A 16,053-nucleotide genomic window follows, 5' to 3' on the forward strand; every position below is an offset into this window, starting at 1 on the left:
CGCCCAAGCCCCGGCCGCGCCTGGCGGTTCAGCCCGTGAGGTGTTGAGCCGGCCGGTCGGCAGATGGTTGGTCCCCTCGGGGCGTTCCTGCTGGATCCAGTGGCCGCAGCCCTCTGTGAGGTGGGAGGCGGTCAGGCCAGGGAGGGGGGTGGGGAAGGCGTCGATGGCGTCGGACATCCAGGTGGTGGAGGCGTCCATGGCGCTGCCGATGAACAGGGGCGGCTGCTTGATCGGGGCGCCGCGGTGGGGGCGAGGTCTTCCCTGTCTCGGTCCGTGTTGCGGTGGCGGTTGAGGGCTCCGGTCAGGCCGGTGCGCTCGAACTCTCCGGCGTGGGCGTCGAGTTCGTCCTCGGTCAGCCAGGCCGGGAGGACGGCGGCGGAGAAACGGTCACGCAGTCGGCCGCCGTGGGTGACGAAGTGGGGATCGGGCTCGTCCTGGGCGGGCATGGTGTCGGCGGACAGGGCGGCGTAGAAGCCCTTGAGCCGGCCCCGCACGGTCACCCTGACGTTCGGCAGCGGTGGGACGACCTGGACGACCAAGCTCTTCGTGCTGCTGGAGCGGTGCAACCGCATCATCGGCATCGAGACGACGAGCAGTGCTGACGCAGGGCGGCGGGCGGTGGGCCTCCTCGCTCGCGGAGGAGGCCCACCGTCCGGCTGGTGTGTGCGCTCGGTGTCGTCGCGCCTTTCGTCGATCAGCGGAGGCAACCGCGGACCGAGGTCCTGCGTCTTGAGGGACGACGAACGGGCCGCAGCCCTCTCTTCCTTCCTTCAGCAGAAGGGTTGACGGCCGCCGGACTATACACCTGACGTATACGCGATGTGTATACGGGGGGGGTCCGGGCCACCGAACGGAAAGGTTTTGATGTACGGCAAGGCATTCGCCCCGGAGTACCAGGGCGCCCTCACCACCCTGTCCGTCAACGCACCGTTGGCCGACGTGCTCGCGGCCGGCATCGAGCAGATGCAGGAGGCCGCACGGGCCGGACGGACCGCCGAGGCGGCGCGCACGGGCCTGGCGGTCGCCGAAGCGCACCGGCGCCTCGGGCAGGTACGCGAGGCCGAGCGGGCCTGGAAGGCGAGTTACCGCACGGCCCGGGAGGCCGGAGACCTCGCGGGCATGGCCTGGGCGCTCTGGAGCGGCGGCACCCTGGCCCGCCAGCGAGGCGCGTTCCCGCTGGCCCGCCGGCTGCTCGCACTCGCCGCCGAGCTCGGCGAGCAGGCGGGGGACGTCGTCGTCCGCGGGTACTCGCTGGCGGGTCTCGCCGAGACCGGCCGCATCCAGGGGGACTACGAGGCTGTGGGCCGGCTGCACGAGCAACTGCTCGAGGAGGCCCGCAAGCGCGGGGAGGCCCGCCACACCGTCTGGGCGCTGGAGGGCATCGCCCAGATGCGGCGCAACACCGGCCAGTACGACAGCGCCCACGCACTGTTCGCCGAGGCGGCCGAGATATCCGCCCGCGCCGACGACCGGCGCGGGCACGCCTGGGCCCTGCGCGGCCTCGCCGACGTCGTCTCCGTGCGCGACGGCGACACCGAGCGGGCCCTGTCCCTGCTGTCGCAGGCCGAGGCCACGTGCAGGGAGATGAAACTGAAGAGCGCTCTCGCCTACAACCTCAAGATGCGGGGCAACGTCCTCTACCGCGCCGGGCGCTACGCCGAGGCGCGTGACCTGTACCGGGACGCGCTGGCGGAGTTCCGTGAGATGACCGAGCCGCGCGGTGAGACGCTGGCCCGGCTCGGGCTGGCCAAGGCGCTGGCCCGACTGGGCTGTGACCGCGCCGCGACGGCGGCCGAACTCGCCGAACTCGCCCGTCTGACCGAGCGGATCGGACTGCGGCACGCCCGGGAGATGGTCGCCCGGGCCCAGGCGGAGTTCGTCCCGGACGGGGAGGTCTCCGCGTGACGGTGACGGCCGTACCGGCGGCACCGGCCGTACCGGCAGCACCGGCGGCACCGGCGGCACCGGCGGCACCGGCGGCACCGGCCCAGATCGTCGACCGGTGCGCGCGGTTGACCCGGCCGGCGTTGCGGGAGGCCGTCGGCCGACTGCACCCCTGGGTCGGTGAGATGGCCGCCTACTCCTTCGGCTGGTGCGACGTGGGCGGCGCGCCGGTCACCGCCCCCGGTGGCAAGGGCCTACGGCAGGCACTGGCCGTGCTCGGTGCGGAGATCGCCGGGGCGCCCCCGGAGACAGGGGTGCCCGCCGCCGTCGCGGTGGAACTGGTGCACGCCTTCTCGCTCCTGCACGACGACATCATGGACGGCGACCCGGTGCGGCGGAGCCGTCCCGCCGTCTGGCGGGCGTACGGGACCGGCCCCGCCGTCCTCGCCGGCGACGCCCTCTTCGCGCTCGCCGTCGACACCCTCGCCACGTCCGCCGGCGGGGTCGAGGGCGTACGGCTGCTGTCGGCGGCGCTGGGCGACCTGGTGCGCGGACAGGCCGACGACCTGCTGTTCGCGGGGCGCCCGTGGACCGGGCCACGCCGCGTGCGGAGCACGGAGTACCGGCACATGGCCGAGGGCAAGACCGGTTCGCTGCTGGGCTGTTCGCTGGCCCTGGGGGCGCTGGTCGCCGGCGCGTCCCCCGCCGTGGTGGCCGGCCTCGACCGGGCCGGCCGGCAGGCGGGGGTCGCCTTCCAGATCGCGGACGACGTGCTGGGCACGTGGGGCGATCCCGCCGTCACCGGCAAGCCGGTGCACGGGGACCTGCGCGAGCGGAAGAAGACCCTGCCGGTGGTGTCCGCCCTGGAGAGCGGCCGTCCCGCCGCCCGTCGTCTCGCCGCTCTGCTCGAAGCGGACGGGGACGTGGCCAGGGCGGCGGAGCTGGCCGAGGAAGCGGGGGGACGCGCGGCGGCGCTCGCCGTGGCGCGGCGGTGCAGGGCCTCGGCGCTGTCGGAGCTCGACCGGATCCGGGCTCCCGCCCGGCCGGCCCGCGACCTGCGGGCGTTGCTGGACGGTGTGGTGGTGCGCAGCCAGTGACGAGGTTCGGGGCCCGGACGGCGGGCCCCGACGCTCATCCGGCGATCAGGGCCGGCTGCTCCGGCGTGGGCGCAGCAGCCGCAGGTCGCCTCCCGGCGGCGCTTCCGAGGAAGCGGGGGCCTTACGGGCCCGGCTGTCTCCCGCGTCGGCGGCTGCGTGGACGACGTCGGTCGCGGCGTAGCGGTGGAGCTCCAGTTCCGGGTGCGGCCAGGCGGCGGCCTCGGTGGCGGCGGGGAGCAGGTGGTCGACGGCCTGGAACGGGCTCTGTCCGTCCGGGCCCTCGTAGCTCCACAGGTCCACGCCCACGTGCCGGCCGATCGCGGCCGGCCGGGTGTGGGCGACCAGGGTGAAGGCGGAGTAGTGCCAGCTCCGGGTGCGGGCCAGCTCCTGGGGCCGGCTGCCGTCGGCGGCGGCGATCTGCGCGATGATGCGTGTGGTCGCCGCCTGCCGGACGGTACGGCGTGCCAGGTCCTCGTCGCCCGTCGCGTACGCGAGGGCCGCGAGCTGCATGTCGTAGAAGGTGCCGTGGTTGTCGGTGGCGGCGTTCTCCTGGTGGCCGAGGTCGCCGTCGTGCGGCCGGCGCAGGAAGTCCTCGTTCATCTGGAAGAGGTCCCGGTCCTCTGTCACGCCGTGCCGCTCACCCTGCCCGCGATGCGCGTTTGCGCAGGTCAGGAGGCAGTCCGGGGAGAGCGTGACAGCGGGCGTGACAGGAGGGTCAGTCCGCGGCGGCCGTGGACACCACGGGCCTGTCGGTGTGGTGGGCGAGTTGCTCCGGTGTCTCGCGCTCCCCGTACCGTCCGGATCGGGGCCCCGGCCTTCCGGGTCTTTCCCTGCTGTCACCGCGGTCCGGACGCCGGCCGGCGGGGTCCTTGAGGGCGGCGCCGGGGCCCGGCCGCCGGCCGCCGCGCTCCTCCATCGACGATGAGACACCGCGTGAGCAGCGAGCAGTCCGCCGGCGCCTGGAACGAGGGCCAGGACCTTGGCGGCGGCCGGGTACCGCCGGGAACGCCAGGTTGCGATCACAACGAAGAGGTAGGCGCAGCCGTGGGTGGGGCCCATCAAGGACGAGATGGGCTTCAGGTGGATGGTGAACACGTTGGCCGGCATCACGATCAGCTCGGTGTGAGCCGCGATGCGCAGGTGGAGGGGAGGCTGGAGGTGCACGGTCATGCCCCTGTGGTGGAGCCGGGACGAATGATCATCAGTATGGTGACGGTGGTCCAGAGCAGGTTGAAGAGGCCGGTGAGCATGGCGAGTCGGTGCGGTGCCACGGTGGTTGGCGTCGGCGCGGCGGAGCCTGTCGCCTCGTTCAGGGCGCGGTTCTGAGCGGGCAGGATCAGCAGGAGCAGCAGACCGGCGGCTGCCGTGGTCAGCAGGATCGAGGTGAGCAGCCAGGTGTCGCCGAGGACACCGAGGCTGCCGGCCGTGGCGAGGCCGAAGAAGGGAACCGCGATGCCGATGCCCGCGTAGACGCGGCAGATGCGGTGCAGCGTCCGCAGGGTGGTGGAGGCGTCACCGTCGCCGGGGGCGCCGAGGGCGCGGCGTAGCGTCGCGGGAAACATGCTTGCGGCGACGGTGACCGGGCCGACGGCGATGATGGCGGCCAGGACGTGCAGGGACAGAAAGAACTTGGTCACGCCTGGTGCTCCGGGGCGGTCCGGCGCTCGCCGGTGACCGTCGATGAAGGGAGGCGGCCGGCCTTCGAGGTACCCCGGAGGGTGTCACCGTCGACCGTCACGTCGAATGCCAGGTTCAGTCGCATGGGCTTGGTGATGGCCTGCCTCCAGGTGAGCCGGTCGCCGTCGAGGGAGATGTCGGTGAGTGGTACGTCCTCGCCGGCTCCGGACGCGACGCCGGTCAAGGCGCCGTCCTGTTCACGGAGTTCGACCACGGGCTTGATCTTGCCGATGGGGGTGGAGATGGACAGGTTCCAGGTGCCGTCGACGGACATGGTGATGTTCTTCCTGACTGTGCGAGGGGGATGGTGAGCGACGGATCGGAGAAGCAGACGAGTGCTCAGAGGGTGATGGGCGTCGGCCCTTGGGCGCGCCAGACGGTGCCGCGCCGCTCGTGGGCGAAGAGTTCTTCGACGGCGTGCGCGATGCGGGGGCCCACCTCGCGCTCCAGCAGGTATAGACCCAGATCGAGCCCGGAGGTGACGCCGGCGCCGGTGATCAGGTCGCCGTCGTCCACGATGCGGGCGTGGACCGCGTGGGCGCCGGTGGCATCCAGCATGACCAGGCCCATGTGGTGGGTGGTTGCGTGACGCCCCTCCAGCAGGCCGGCCATGGCCAGGACCAGCGAGCCGCCGCAGACGGTGGCGACCGTGATGTGCGGGTCGTCCATCGCCTGTTTGAGGAGTGCGGGCAGGTCGGTGGTCAGCGTCCGGCCCAGCAGCACCGGGATGAACTCGTCCTGCTTCCGCTCGCCGGCGTCCACTTCCTCTTCCGGGACCTCGCCGGGCTCGCCTACGCGGCCGGAGGCGCCGGGCACGACAAGGATGTCGGCGCGCTCCAGGTCGAGGGTGCCGGCGGCGTGCAGCGCCAGCCCTCCGGTGCCGCTGACCACCTCGCGAGGGCCCTCCGCGGTGACCAGTTCGACGCTGACTGCGCCGTCCGAGGCCGAGCCGCCGGCGTACAGCACCTCGTACGGGGCGATGACGTCAAGCGGGTCGAAGCCGTCGAACAGGACGATCTGGATGTGCATGGGCGATTCCTTCAGGGGCGTTTTTCATCGACGCCCTGAAGTCAACAGGTTGTCACCGCGACTGCCCAGTGGCACTGGTGACATGTTTCAACGGAATAATGCCAACACGTTGCCGACCGCTGTGAGCTGGGCGGATGTGGAATTTATCGGGCAGAACCATGACTCAGACAGTCCGATGGCAGGGTATGTTCTGGCCATGCATACCGTTGCCGTTCTCGCGCTGGATCAGGTGATTCCGTTCGACCTGTCCACTCCCATCGAGGTGTTCTCCCGGACCCGCCTGCCCGATGGACGGCCCGGCTACCAGGTTCGGGTATGCGCCGAGCACGACGAGATCGACGCCGGAGCGTTCACCCTGCGCGCGCCTTGGGGCCTGGAAGGATTGCAGGACGCGGACACGATCATCGTGCCGGGCGTCAACGACCTCACGGCCGCGCTCCCGCCCGCCGTACGCGACGCGCTGCGTTCGGCCGCCACCGACGGCACCCGGATCGCCTCCATCTGCGTGGGCACCTTCCCTCTGGCTGCCACCGGGCTCCTCGACGGGTTACGCGCCACGACCCACTGGCGCGCGGCCGGCCTGCTGGCCGCCACCCACCCCGACATCGACGTCGACCCTGACGTCCTCTACGTCGACAACGGCCAGTTCCTCACCTCGGCCGGCGCCGCCGCGGGAATGGACCTGTGCCTGCACATGATCCGCCGTGACTACGGCTCGGCCGTAGCCGCGGACGCCGCCCGCTTGTCGGTGATGCCCCTCGAACGGGAGGGCGGGCAGGCGCAGTTCATCGTCCATGATCACACCCCCACGCCGCGGGGCGCCGAACTCGAGGCGTTGCTCGCCTGGCTGCAGGACAACCTGTCCCGCGACCTCACGCTCGCCGACATCGCCTCGCGTGCCGGGACCAGCACCCGAACCCTGATCCGGCGCTTCCGCGACCAGACCGGCACCACTCCGCTCCAATGGCTCCACCGAGCCCGCATCCGCCAGGCACAACACCTTCTCGAAACCACGAAGCACTCCGTCGAACGCATCGGCAGCCAAGTCGGCTTCGGCTCACCCACCACCTTCCGTGACCGCTTCAAACGCGCCACAGGCGTCAGCCCGCAGACCTACCGCCGCACCTTCAGCTGACCCGGGCAGACATGCAGGCTCCGGGTTCAGGCGGCGTGCAGCCGACCGCGACGGTTTCCTCGCCGCGCAGTGGGATGAAGTCGATGTCCAGGCGGGGGTCGTAGGCAGCCGGTTCGTCGCCGAGTTCGTGGGTGGAGTATTCGCCGGCGCGGCGGATGTGCTCGGTCAGGTACGGCGAGACCTGCGCCAGGTCCTCCGGATCGATGTCCAGCCCTTCAGCAGGCCAGGTTCGACCAGCACATCCAGGCACCTCGATGAGAAAGCCTGTGGGCGGCAGCACGAGATTCAGCACCTGCAGTCACGGCTCCTGCCGTCCGGCGGGACGGGAGGAGCAGCCACGGCACGAAGGGGGAGATGCAGGCTCCTCCAACGAACAGGACGGCCCCCAGCCACATCACTTGCCTTCTTCATGTGCGGGTCCCCGGCTCTCCACCGGGGACCCGCACAGGGAACCTACCGTCTGATTGACGTATAGGGAGGGGATCTTCTCCTGGCCGGAGGGGTCGGGCAGTCCCGTCGTGTTCGTCGTGAGGTGTGTCTAGCGGTCAGTCGTTCCGGTCGGGCGTGCTCTTGATGTCGTCGACGATGGCGCGGTCGATGACGGCGCTGGTGAAGACGACCGTGCCGGGCTTGATGAGGGCGTCCTCGCCGGTGGTGTTCTCGCGCACCTGGACGGTGCGCCGGCCGAGGAAGTCGTGGTTCTTCGGGTCGAAGATCCATTCGTCGCGTCGGCCGCTGGTCTCGTCGAGCCGGGCGACGGCCACGCCGGTCCGGTTGGCGGCGTCGACCGCGTCCTGGACGATGACGACGCCGGGGATTTTGGCGGCGGCCTTGAAGAGTGCGGCGGAAAGCTCGGCGGGCGGGTAGCTTTCGCCGAGGAGGTCGCCGATGGTGGTGAAGGCCTGCTGGTCGGGGCTGTTGCCCATGCCTTCGGTTTCGTCGTAGACCTTGGTGAGCAGGATGTCGGGATCGGTGGGGAGCTGGGTGAGGTAGTCGTACGAGGGGTTGTTGAGGTAGGCCTTGGGGGTGTTGCCCTGTTCGTCGGGCAGGCTCAGCGTCTCGCCTTCAGGACTGTCGTTGACTGCGGGGTCGATGAGCCAGCCCTTGGTGCCGTCTGCGGATTCCCACACCTGGCGGCGGTGCAGCTCGTCGGACGCCACGGACGCCTTGCCGTCGACGGTTCGCACGTAGGTGGTGGCCGTCTTGGATTCGATGTAGATGTACTGGCCCGGCTTGACGGCTCTGGGTGCGGTGGCGGCCGCGGCGAGCGCGATCTGGTCGAGGAGCCGGGGCACGCCTTCGGTGCTGGCGGGACCGATCTGCGTGGTCAGAACGGGTCCGGTGGCGACTCCGCCGTCTTCGTTCTGTGCGCCGGTGGACGCCGCCAGGCCGGCGAAGACCGCGCCTGCCAGGACGACCGACAGGGCGGGCAGGACGATGGCGGGGCGGGGCAGCCGGAAGCGTCGGGGAGTGACGTGGGGGGTCTGTGCCGTCTCCTTCTGTTCTTCCTGCCGCATTTCGTGGATCTGGGCCATGAGGCGCTCCTTGTGGAACTGGTGGCGGCCCGCCGGCAGATCACGGGCCATGGCGGACAAGAGCTCAGAGCTCGGGTCCTGCTCAACCGGGTTCTCCCGGAACATGTCGCCGTTCATCGGTTTCCTTCCTGTGCGGGCCGGGTCGTCATGTGGTGATCGCCTCTTGTCTGTCGGCCGGGGGTGGCGCCTTCCCGTTTCCCCGAAGCTTTTTTCCTGGTGGTTCCGGACGGCCGTTGCGCCTTGCTGCCGCCGCCGACCAGGGCGCGGAGTTTTTTGCGGGCGCGGGAGAGTCGGGAGGCCACGGTGCCGGTCGGGATGCCGAGTGCTTCTGCTGCCGCCTCGTAGTCCAGGCCCTCGCCCAGGCAGAGGGCGACGACCTCGCGTTCGGGGGCGCGCAGTGCTGCGAGGGCTGCCAGGGCGGCCTCGATCTTCCGCCGGTCGTCGACGCGTGCGGCGACCTCGTCGGCGTGGTCGGCCACGGACGTCTCGGCTGCCGCCGCGGCTTTGACGGCGGCCCGGTACCGACGGTTGCTGCGGTACTGGTTGCGCGCGATGTTGCCGGCGATGCCCAACAGCCATGGGCGCAGCGAGCCGCCCTCGGGGTCGACCCTGCCCCGGAGCCGCCAGGCCTCGAGGAAGGTGGCCGCCATGATGTCTTCGGCCGTCGACCAGTCGGCGGTCAGGCGGTAGGCGTGGTTGTAGACGGCGCGCGAGTAGCTGTCGAACAGCTCCGCGAACGCGCTGGGATCCCCGGCCCGTACCCGGGTACGCATATCGGTGCTCACTTCTCTCAGCTGTGCGGAACTGGCAGCGGCTTCCCGTGATCTGGAACACACGGCTGCCGGTACGGAGACCGGCACTCGTGGCGGCGGGAGGTGCCGACCCTCACCACAGTGAACAGGTGTCTCTCATCACGAGGCCGCACGGATACTCACCCGATGTCTCAGCGCGAGTCCCGCAATGAACAGCGGACCAGGCCAGGTTCGACCAGCACATCCAGACACCTCGATGAGAAATCCTGTGGGCGGCAGCGCGAGATTCAGCAGTAGGCCGTGGCCGCCTTCGCCCGCTGCATGGCCGTGAGCCGCACCGCGAAGTGGATGGCAGCACCGGCGGCAGCGACGAACAGGAGGTCGACCACGATGTACAACTCCACGGCCGTCTGCAGGTCCGCGAACGTCTGCGCGATGTCGAACATCAGGGCGGCGTGCCGGCTGAGCAGATTGGCGGCGAGGAAGAGGCTCCACCACAGGCGCACCGGCCACATCGGGGTCCGGGACCGCCCGTCGGCATGCGGTGTCGGGTTGCAGGCCGACCACATGCCGACAGCGATCCGGTAGGGCAGTACGAAGTTCACCAGCGGGATGAACCAGGCCGCGATCGCCCAGCCGGGACCCGCGCCGAACCGGTCGGGAGCCAGTCGCTCCACGCTGCGGCGTATCAGGAAGAACCAGACGACGAAGGCCACCGCGCACAGCGCGTACACCGCCGTCTGCAGGCGGCCGACCGCGTCGTACAACTCGTACCAGGATTCCAGCGCCTCCGGGGAGGTGACGGGGGCGCGCTGTTCCTCGCCGGCCAGCACGTGCAGCCGAACGCCGACCTACACGTCGACCAGGGCGACGAGTGCGTACGCCGCGAGCGCCGCGATCAGTGCGAGGAGGGGGCCGCGGGGCGCGAGCAACGGGCCGCGCTGCGCGGGCGGGTGGAGCGCGTCGGGCGCGGACAAGGACAAGGACAAGGACAAGGTGCTGGTCCCCTGAGCGACATGGCGGAACCGCGTGCGGGCAGATCCCGGACGGGCGGAGGAACGCTACGTCGGGGGGAACACGGCGTCCAGGGAGTTCTCTGGCGGTGGTTGCCGCCGCGGAGAGCGAGGCCTCCTGTCCTGCGGAAGGGCATGCGCGCAAGGCCGCGCCACTCGTTCAGGTGAGCCAGGAGCATATGCCTCTGTCGTAACGGCAGGTGGGCCTAGGTTCCGGGCATGGTCAGTTCTTCCCACGAGGCTATGCACCGGATCTTCCAGGAGGATCCGGGTCTCTTCGCCCGCGCGCTGCGGCCACACGGCCTGGACATCGCCTCGCCCGCCGGGCTGCGCCGCCCGGGCAGCGGCTGGCCGAAGGGTCCACCGGCAACGGGCGTCGCGAGCGGTCAGTCGTTGAGCGTGGCGGAGGGTTCGTCACTGTTCTGGGCCTGCTGGGACCGCTGGGCGAGCATCGTGGCCAGGTCCTGGACGCTGTCGGCGTCGATGTCGCCCTTGCGCGTGGCGGCCTCCATGGTCCACAGCAGTGTCGTGCCGACCCGCATCTGGGTCACCGCACCGGGCTCGCCGTCGATGCCGGAGGTCCCGAGCCGGGCGTCGCGCTCGTCACCGATCGGGCCCAAGTCGAGCGGCTCGGCCTTCTGCCCCGCCCGGGTGCCGTAGTAACCGTCCCAGAGCACCCGGTACGCGTCCTGGGCGGCCTGTTCGCTGTCGTAGGCGACGATCTGGAAGGTGAGGGAGGCGAAGGGCTCGCCGCGCTTGAAAGTGGAAGCACCGAAGAAGCGAGCGCCCCCGCAGCCGGCGTTGCCCTTGATAGGGCAGGCCTGCGAGCGGTAGAGCTCGTTCATCTCGATGGCCGTCGACTCGAAGGATTGCTCCCAGCCTGTCATGGCCTCACCGTCCGGCAGGGCCCGGCCGACCTGGTCCTTCGTGAGCGGCGTCGCCTCGCCGGTGGTGGCGTCGCTCTCCGGCCCGCCACAGCCGGTCAGCAGCAGTGCTGTCACGGCTGCCGCGTGCCAACGGTGCTTTCTCATGGTCATGCCACCACCTCTCGAGTCGGCCATCGTACGCGGACCGGTCGTGCGTGGGTGCCGGCTTGCAGACTCTGCGGCCAGAGGGCTGTCACGTTGTCATGCCGAGCGCCCCGGAGCGCTCTTGATGAGTGTTTGCGCAGGCCACGGGCGAGTTCTCCAGGAGCGTGACAGGGCGCGTGACACGCGGCCGACGGGGACACCACGGCGGTGAGAGGGCCGGGGGTGCGCGGGTGGAGATCCCCGAGGAATCGGCGATGCGGGCCGATTTCGCTTACGGGGTTCCCGTCTACACGGTGGGGCTGCGGCGCAGGCGGTATGCGGTCGTGCGGCCCTACCCGCTACCTGGCCGCCGGCCTCGAGGACCTGGAGGAGCTGGTCCTGGCGCGCAGTGCCTCGGAGGCCCGCGAGCTCGCCGCCGCCCTCCCCCGCTGCCAGGTCGTCGACCTCGGCCTGCCCGAGCACGGACAGCTCACCATGTGCTGACCGCCCGCATGGCCGGGCAACCCGCCGGCGCGCGGCGGCCGGAGGGGCCGGTGGCTACCGGTGCAGGCGCGGGAGGGGGCGTTGAGTGAGCTCGGCCTGCTCGGCGGCGGCACGGAAACCCGGGCAGGACACGCCGGGTCCGGCCCCGCTGTCGTTCCGGCGGCCAGCGTGTCGGGCAGGGCGTGCTGTGAGTGGGGGCGGCGCGGCCTTCCTTCAGGATCCCGCGGGTCCGGGCGCGCCACCGTCGGGTCGGCTCCGGGCGGCCAGGGATCAGGATGACAGCCCCTTTCTACCAGGACTACGCCTGGTGCTGGTCCGCCACCTGGTCAGTCATGGGAGACGGGGCCGGCTGAGTGTCGGGGCGGGGCGGCGTTGGAGCGGTGGCGGGCTCGGGCGGCGAGAGGACTGCCGTACGGATCTGGCGTTGCAGGCGCCGCCTTTCATGGCGCGTGTACTGCGTCCTGTATCCGCGCGACCCCTTCCAGAGTCCGCGCCACAGCCTGTAGGTACCACGAGCCAGCGGCTCCGCAACGAGGACGGAGACGCCGATGAGCGTCACGAGGAAACTCCGCCTTGCAAGTGTCGCCGCAGCGCCTGGCTGAGCCGTTCCCAGCCATGCCAGGACCTGCATCTGGTTGGTGATCATCAGGAGGCAGGTGGCCGACCAGACCAGGCTTGCCACCAGGTTGGGAAGCGTCCGCTTGCGTAGTTCCCTGCGCTCGTTCCGTAACTGAAGGAGCGCCTCGGCGGAAGGATCAATGCCACCGCGTTGCTGTTCGATCAGTTGGCGCTTCGCTTCCGTCTGCTGCCGTTTGGTGGTGAAGACCCGGTCGCCCACCCTCCGCATCAACCCGGTGTACTGCACGGTCCCGACCAACAGCACAGCGGCGTTGATTGTCGTCAGAACCGCTGCGTAGTCGTTGCTCATAGCCCAGGTCATGTCCTCTTCCCGCCTCATCTGGTCTTGCTGCCGGTCAGCTGCGCGTCTTCCGCTTCCGGTGGCTCGTGCCGTTCGTCCGCTGTTCGCGCTCGGAGCGCCTTCGAGACCGTGCCCGCACTTGGGCCCTTCCTCTTGCGTTCGCCCGGGTCGTGGCCGTGGCGGGCGCCGGACCGGGTGGGCGCCGGGAGCCCGTCTCGCCCTGATGTACCCGGCGGGCCAGGGATGGCGGCCTTCGGAGGCGACGCGCCGGAAGAGGATCGCCCTGCTCGGCTTCGACCCACTGGCCGACTGGTGCTGACCCGTGCCGGCGGACCCCAGCGGCCAGCCGGCGGCGCACGCGGGTTCGCCGGCCGGGGCGGGCGGCTGCTGCAGGTGCTGGGCCACGAAGTTCTCCAGCGCCTGGTGGACCGCGGCGGTCAGCTGACTGCGGGAGCTGCCGAAGTCCTCCCGCTCGGCGGTCAGCAGGAGCAGCCGGTGCGTGCCGGCCATCCGTATCCGGCCTGCCGCCCGGGCCGCGGTCAGCAGGCGCCGGCTGGCGGGCTGTTTCAGCGGACCTCTTACAAGCGTGACCAGTTGGTGGGCGGTCAGCCGAAGTCGACGGCACGCCTCGAGCGGGATGCCGGCCCACGCCGCGTCGTCCGGTCCGGGCAGGAGGTGGCCGTGCGGCGCCGGAAGCGGCCGGGGTCGGAGGCCTGGCGGCCGGGGCCGGGGCGGGCGCGCAGGGAAGCTCGGTATCGGCCGGCTCGGAGGACTGGTCGGGGAGGAGGGCCGGAGCCCAGGTAGTGCAGGATCCGGCCCGCGCGTGGGCGGCCAGTCCGGCCGGCGGGCCGGCGTAGGCGCACCCGGGACAGCGTTCCCAGCCCGCCCGCGCAGTACATGGCCCGTCCCGCCGGCGGCCCGTCCCGCCCTGAGGCCCCCCGCGAGCCAGGGGTGGCGGCCCTCGGAGGTGAGGCGCCGGAAGAAGGTCGTGCTGCTCGGCTTCGACCCACTGGCCGACTGGCGCTGACCGGTGCCGGTGGGGCCGTCGGCGGCTGACGGCCGCCGAGCGGAAGCGGCTGTTCGTCGACGGCCACCGAAACAAGGCTCCTCCGCCTGCAACCTTTCCTCCCGTCCGGCTGTCCCCTAATCATCAACCGCTCCTGTCTCTGTGGTCCCCGAGACATCAATCGGCACAGGAGCGGTCGCACAGAATCATCAGGAGACACTTTCATGCGCATTCGCCCCGCAGCCTGCGCGGCACTCCTCGTGGCGTCCCTCGCCCCCGTCCTCACGGCACCTCCCGCCAGCGCGGCGGCGGCCAGGTACGCGGACGACTTCAACGGCGACGGCTACCGCGACTACGCCAGTTACACCTACGAGCAGTACAGCAAGGGCGGCGGCGTCCGGATCACCTTCGGTACCGCCTCCGGACCTGGCACCCAGACCCAGTTGATCACCCAGGGCAGCCCCGGTGTCCCCGGTGCCGACGAGGCGGAGGACCAGTTCGGCGACGTCCGGGTGCCCGCCGACTTCAACGCCGACGGATACGGGGACCTCGCCGTGTCGGTGTCGCGCGAGGACGTCGACGGACGCACGGACGAGGGCGGCGTCGTCATCCTGTGGGGAAGCGCGACCGGCCTCTCGGGTGGCACCGCGATCCCCAACGCCGGCGCCAAGGTGTCGAACGCCCGCTTCGGCCGCGACCTCGCCGCCGGGGACTTCAACGGGGACGGCAAGAAGGACCTGGCCGCGATCAGCGGGAGCAAGGCCTACGTCTACCGCAGCATCACGCGCACCGGTGTGGCAGGCTCGGTCACCAGCCACGACAAGACGACGAAATTCGCGCCCGCGTCCCTGGTCTCGGGCAACATGAACGGGGACTCCAGGACCGATCTGGTGATCATCGGAATCACCGACGAGCCCGACAACTTCGGCACGGACGCGTGGTTCATCAAGGGTGGCTCCACGCTCAGCGCGGGCAAGACCCTGCGCCTCGTCACGAACTACGGCGACCCCAGCGAGGCGGTCATCGCCGACTTCGACAAGGACGGCTACGGGGACCTCGCGGCGGGCAGCCAGATGTACAACAACTACCAGGGCCGGGTGTCCATCTGGTACGGCTCCTCCACCGGTCCCGCCACCGCCGTCCGTATCACGCAGGCCACCACCAACGTCGCCGGCACCCCGGAGTCCGGCGACCTGTTCGGCTCCTCCGTCTCGGCCGCCGACATCAACGGCGACGGCTACAAGGACCTCGCGATCGGCGCCTACGGAGAGAAGATCAGCCAGGAGACGACCGAGGGCGGCGTCCACGTCCTGCGCGGCAGCACGAGCGGGATCACCGGCACCAACTCCCAGTGGCTCGCCCGCAACACCGCCGGCGTCCCCGGCGGCGTCGCATGGAACGACTGCTTCGGCGATCCGGTCCGCCTCCGCGACACCAATCGCGATGGCAAGGCCGACCTCTACGTCGGCGCCATCAACGGCTCGCTGCGCTTCCCCGGCACGTCGTCCGGCGTCACCACGACCGGTGTGACCGACGCCGACACCGAACTCATCTGGGGCATGCTCCAGTAGGCCCGGCCTCCCGCCCAGCTGCCTGGGGTTCGCCTTGTTCGTACAAGTACGGCCCTGTCGTGACCACTCGCGCAGTTTCCCGCGCCCCTGAAACGGGGCTTCGCCTCTGAACCGGGCTCCGTTCGGCGTACAGGGGGCGGAGCCCCGACAGCAACGCCGAGGGCCGTACCCACGGCGGGGGTCCGGGGGCGGTCGCGGAGAAGCGGCTGCACGTCACGGTCATCAGCGCCACGCTCCGGGCGGACGCGGCGCTGCCCGGGGACCTGGCGGCCACGCTGGTGACGCCGGAAGGCGCCCGGTTCTCGGAGCTGGAGCACCTGCGGCGGAGCAAGGAGGCGGCAGCGCGGGCCAAGGAGGAGGAGCGAGCCGCTCTGGCCGCGGTGCGTGAGGCCGCGGCCAACGGTTTGTTGTCCGCGGACAACAAACCGACCGCTCCTCCGGCATCGGCAATGGTCCCGGCCGTCGAGGCCACTGCCCTGGCGGCCGTCGCCGGAAAGCCGACCGCTCCTTCGCTGTCGGAGGGCAACCAGGGTGCGGTGAGTTCACGCAGGCGAGGAGGAACGGGAAACCCGTGTGGTTGCCGGATCGGCGCGCCTCTCCAAAACCGGCAGGCGCCCCCAGGACGGGCCGTGAGAAGCTGCGGTTCGACCGGCAGAGGGGGAACGATGGGGCTGAGCCTCCTGTTCGCGCGGTCGACCACCACCAGGAAGGTGTTCACCGGTCTCACCGCCGCCAGCGGCGGAGCGTGCTACCTGTTCGGCGGCGACGGCGGCCCGGAGCAAGTGTGCCGGCTCAACGGCGAGCCCATCCAGGAGATGGTTTCCGGTCCCCGCGTTCCGGACCGGCAAGCCCTGGTGGCGCCGTGGCCCGACCCCGAGGGGTGAGCACCGGGCGATCACGTCGTGTCCCTTCATTCCTTGG

Annotated in this window: 16 protein-coding genes and 2 pseudogenes; 6 read left to right on the forward strand and 12 right to left on the reverse strand. The window is 70.9% G+C overall.

The window, feature by feature from the left end; translation table 11 throughout:
* Positions 1-39: 39 nt before the first annotated feature.
* Positions 40-494, reverse strand: a pseudogene (locus tag A2U95_RS31350) (alpha/beta hydrolase); the annotation flags it as partial.
* 370 nt (positions 495-864) lie between these two features.
* Here A2U95_RS31350 and A2U95_RS31355 point away from each other — a divergent pair.
* Together A2U95_RS31355 and A2U95_RS31360 are read left to right on the forward strand one after the other, a co-directional pair.
* Positions 865-1,905 carry a tetratricopeptide repeat protein gene (locus A2U95_RS31355; RefSeq protein ID WP_166029329.1) on the forward strand — a complete coding sequence of 347 codons (1,041 nt, stop codon included), beginning with the start codon at positions 865-867 and terminating at the stop codon, positions 1,903-1,905.
* A 2-nt stretch (positions 1,906-1,907) separates the two neighbouring features.
* A complete protein-coding gene (locus tag A2U95_RS31360) occupies positions 1,908-2,981 on the forward strand; it encodes a polyprenyl synthetase family protein (RefSeq protein ID WP_420857085.1) in 1,074 nt (357 codons plus the stop codon).
* A 45-nt stretch (positions 2,982-3,026) separates the two neighbouring features.
* Here the strand turns inward: A2U95_RS31360 and A2U95_RS31365 are convergent.
* The 4 genes and pseudogenes from A2U95_RS31365 to A2U95_RS31380 all read right to left on the reverse strand — a co-directional run.
* Positions 3,027-3,578: pseudogene (locus A2U95_RS31365) on the reverse strand (alginate lyase family protein); the annotation flags it as partial.
* Positions 3,579-4,147: 569 nt separating this feature from the next.
* Positions 4,148-4,618, reverse strand: a complete 471-nt coding sequence (locus A2U95_RS31370; RefSeq protein ID WP_166029333.1) for a hypothetical protein — start codon at positions 4,616-4,618, stop codon at positions 4,148-4,150.
* Positions 4,615-4,932 carry a hypothetical protein gene (locus A2U95_RS31375; protein WP_166029335.1) on the reverse strand — a complete coding sequence of 106 codons (318 nt, stop codon included), beginning with the start codon at positions 4,930-4,932 and terminating at the stop codon, positions 4,615-4,617. The genes A2U95_RS31370 and A2U95_RS31375 overlap by 4 nt, the downstream gene beginning before the upstream one ends.
* 65 nt (positions 4,933-4,997) lie before the next feature.
* Positions 4,998-5,687 carry a DJ-1/PfpI family protein gene (locus A2U95_RS31380; RefSeq protein WP_166029337.1) on the reverse strand — a complete coding sequence of 230 codons (690 nt, stop codon included), beginning with the start codon at positions 5,685-5,687 and terminating at the stop codon, positions 4,998-5,000.
* A gap of 196 nt (positions 5,688-5,883) precedes the next feature.
* Between A2U95_RS31380 and A2U95_RS31385 the strand changes: the two genes are divergently transcribed.
* Positions 5,884-6,822: a GlxA family transcriptional regulator gene (locus tag A2U95_RS31385; protein WP_166029339.1), complete on the forward strand. Its 939-nt coding sequence runs from the start codon at positions 5,884-5,886 to the stop codon at positions 6,820-6,822.
* Here the strand turns inward: A2U95_RS31385 and A2U95_RS32250 are convergent.
* From A2U95_RS32250 to A2U95_RS31415, 6 genes are all read right to left on the reverse strand, one after another.
* On the reverse strand, positions 6,815-7,114 hold the full coding sequence (locus A2U95_RS32250) for a hypothetical protein (protein ID WP_206283133.1): 300 nt from the start codon (positions 7,112-7,114) through the stop codon (positions 6,815-6,817). The two genes, A2U95_RS31385 and A2U95_RS32250, sit on opposite strands and share 8 nt — an antisense overlap.
* A 253-nt stretch (positions 7,115-7,367) precedes the next feature.
* Entirely contained in the window at positions 7,368-8,474 is a 1,107-nt protein-coding gene (locus A2U95_RS31395) for a CU044_5270 family protein (RefSeq protein WP_166029341.1), read from the reverse strand.
* Complete coding sequence (locus A2U95_RS31400) at positions 8,471-9,130, reverse strand: RNA polymerase sigma factor (RefSeq protein WP_166029343.1); 660 nt, start codon at positions 9,128-9,130, stop codon at positions 8,471-8,473. Before A2U95_RS31400 ends, A2U95_RS31395 begins: the two co-directional genes overlap by 4 nt.
* Before the next feature lie 266 nt (positions 9,131-9,396).
* Positions 9,397-9,942, reverse strand: coding sequence for a DUF4328 domain-containing protein (locus tag A2U95_RS31405; RefSeq protein WP_166029345.1), 546 nt, complete (start codon positions 9,940-9,942; stop codon positions 9,397-9,399).
* A gap of 18 nt (positions 9,943-9,960) precedes the next feature.
* Positions 9,961-10,098 (reverse strand): hypothetical protein, encoded by a 138-nt coding sequence (locus A2U95_RS31410; protein ID WP_166029347.1) that lies wholly within the window; start codon positions 10,096-10,098, stop codon positions 9,961-9,963.
* Between the two features lie 410 nt (positions 10,099-10,508).
* Entirely contained in the window at positions 10,509-11,153 is a 645-nt protein-coding gene (locus A2U95_RS31415) for a hypothetical protein (RefSeq protein WP_240958523.1), read from the reverse strand.
* A gap of 315 nt (positions 11,154-11,468) precedes the next feature.
* Here A2U95_RS31415 and A2U95_RS31420 point away from each other — a divergent pair, with 315 nt between their 5' ends.
* Positions 11,469-11,636, forward strand: coding sequence for a hypothetical protein (locus tag A2U95_RS31420; protein WP_166029351.1), 168 nt, complete (start codon positions 11,469-11,471; stop codon positions 11,634-11,636).
* Positions 11,637-11,934: 298 nt separating this feature from the next.
* On the opposite strand, the gene A2U95_RS31425 is transcribed toward A2U95_RS31420, so the two are convergent.
* A complete protein-coding gene (locus A2U95_RS31425) occupies positions 11,935-12,564 on the reverse strand; it encodes a hypothetical protein (protein WP_166029353.1) in 630 nt (209 codons plus the stop codon).
* A gap of 1,221 nt (positions 12,565-13,785) precedes the next feature.
* Here A2U95_RS31425 and A2U95_RS31430 point away from each other — a divergent pair.
* Complete coding sequence (locus tag A2U95_RS31430; RefSeq protein WP_166029355.1) at positions 13,786-15,132, forward strand: VCBS repeat-containing protein; 1,347 nt, start codon at positions 13,786-13,788, stop codon at positions 15,130-15,132.
* A gap of 665 nt (positions 15,133-15,797) precedes the next feature.
* Positions 15,798-16,016, forward strand: coding sequence for a hypothetical protein (locus A2U95_RS31435; RefSeq protein ID WP_206283134.1), 219 nt, complete (start codon positions 15,798-15,800; stop codon positions 16,014-16,016).
* Positions 16,017-16,053 lie beyond the last annotated feature (37 nt).

The sequence above is a fragment of the Streptomyces chilikensis genome (genome assembly GCF_001642695.1).
Lineage (GTDB): Bacteria > Actinomycetota > Actinomycetes > Streptomycetales > Streptomycetaceae > Streptomyces > Streptomyces chilikensis.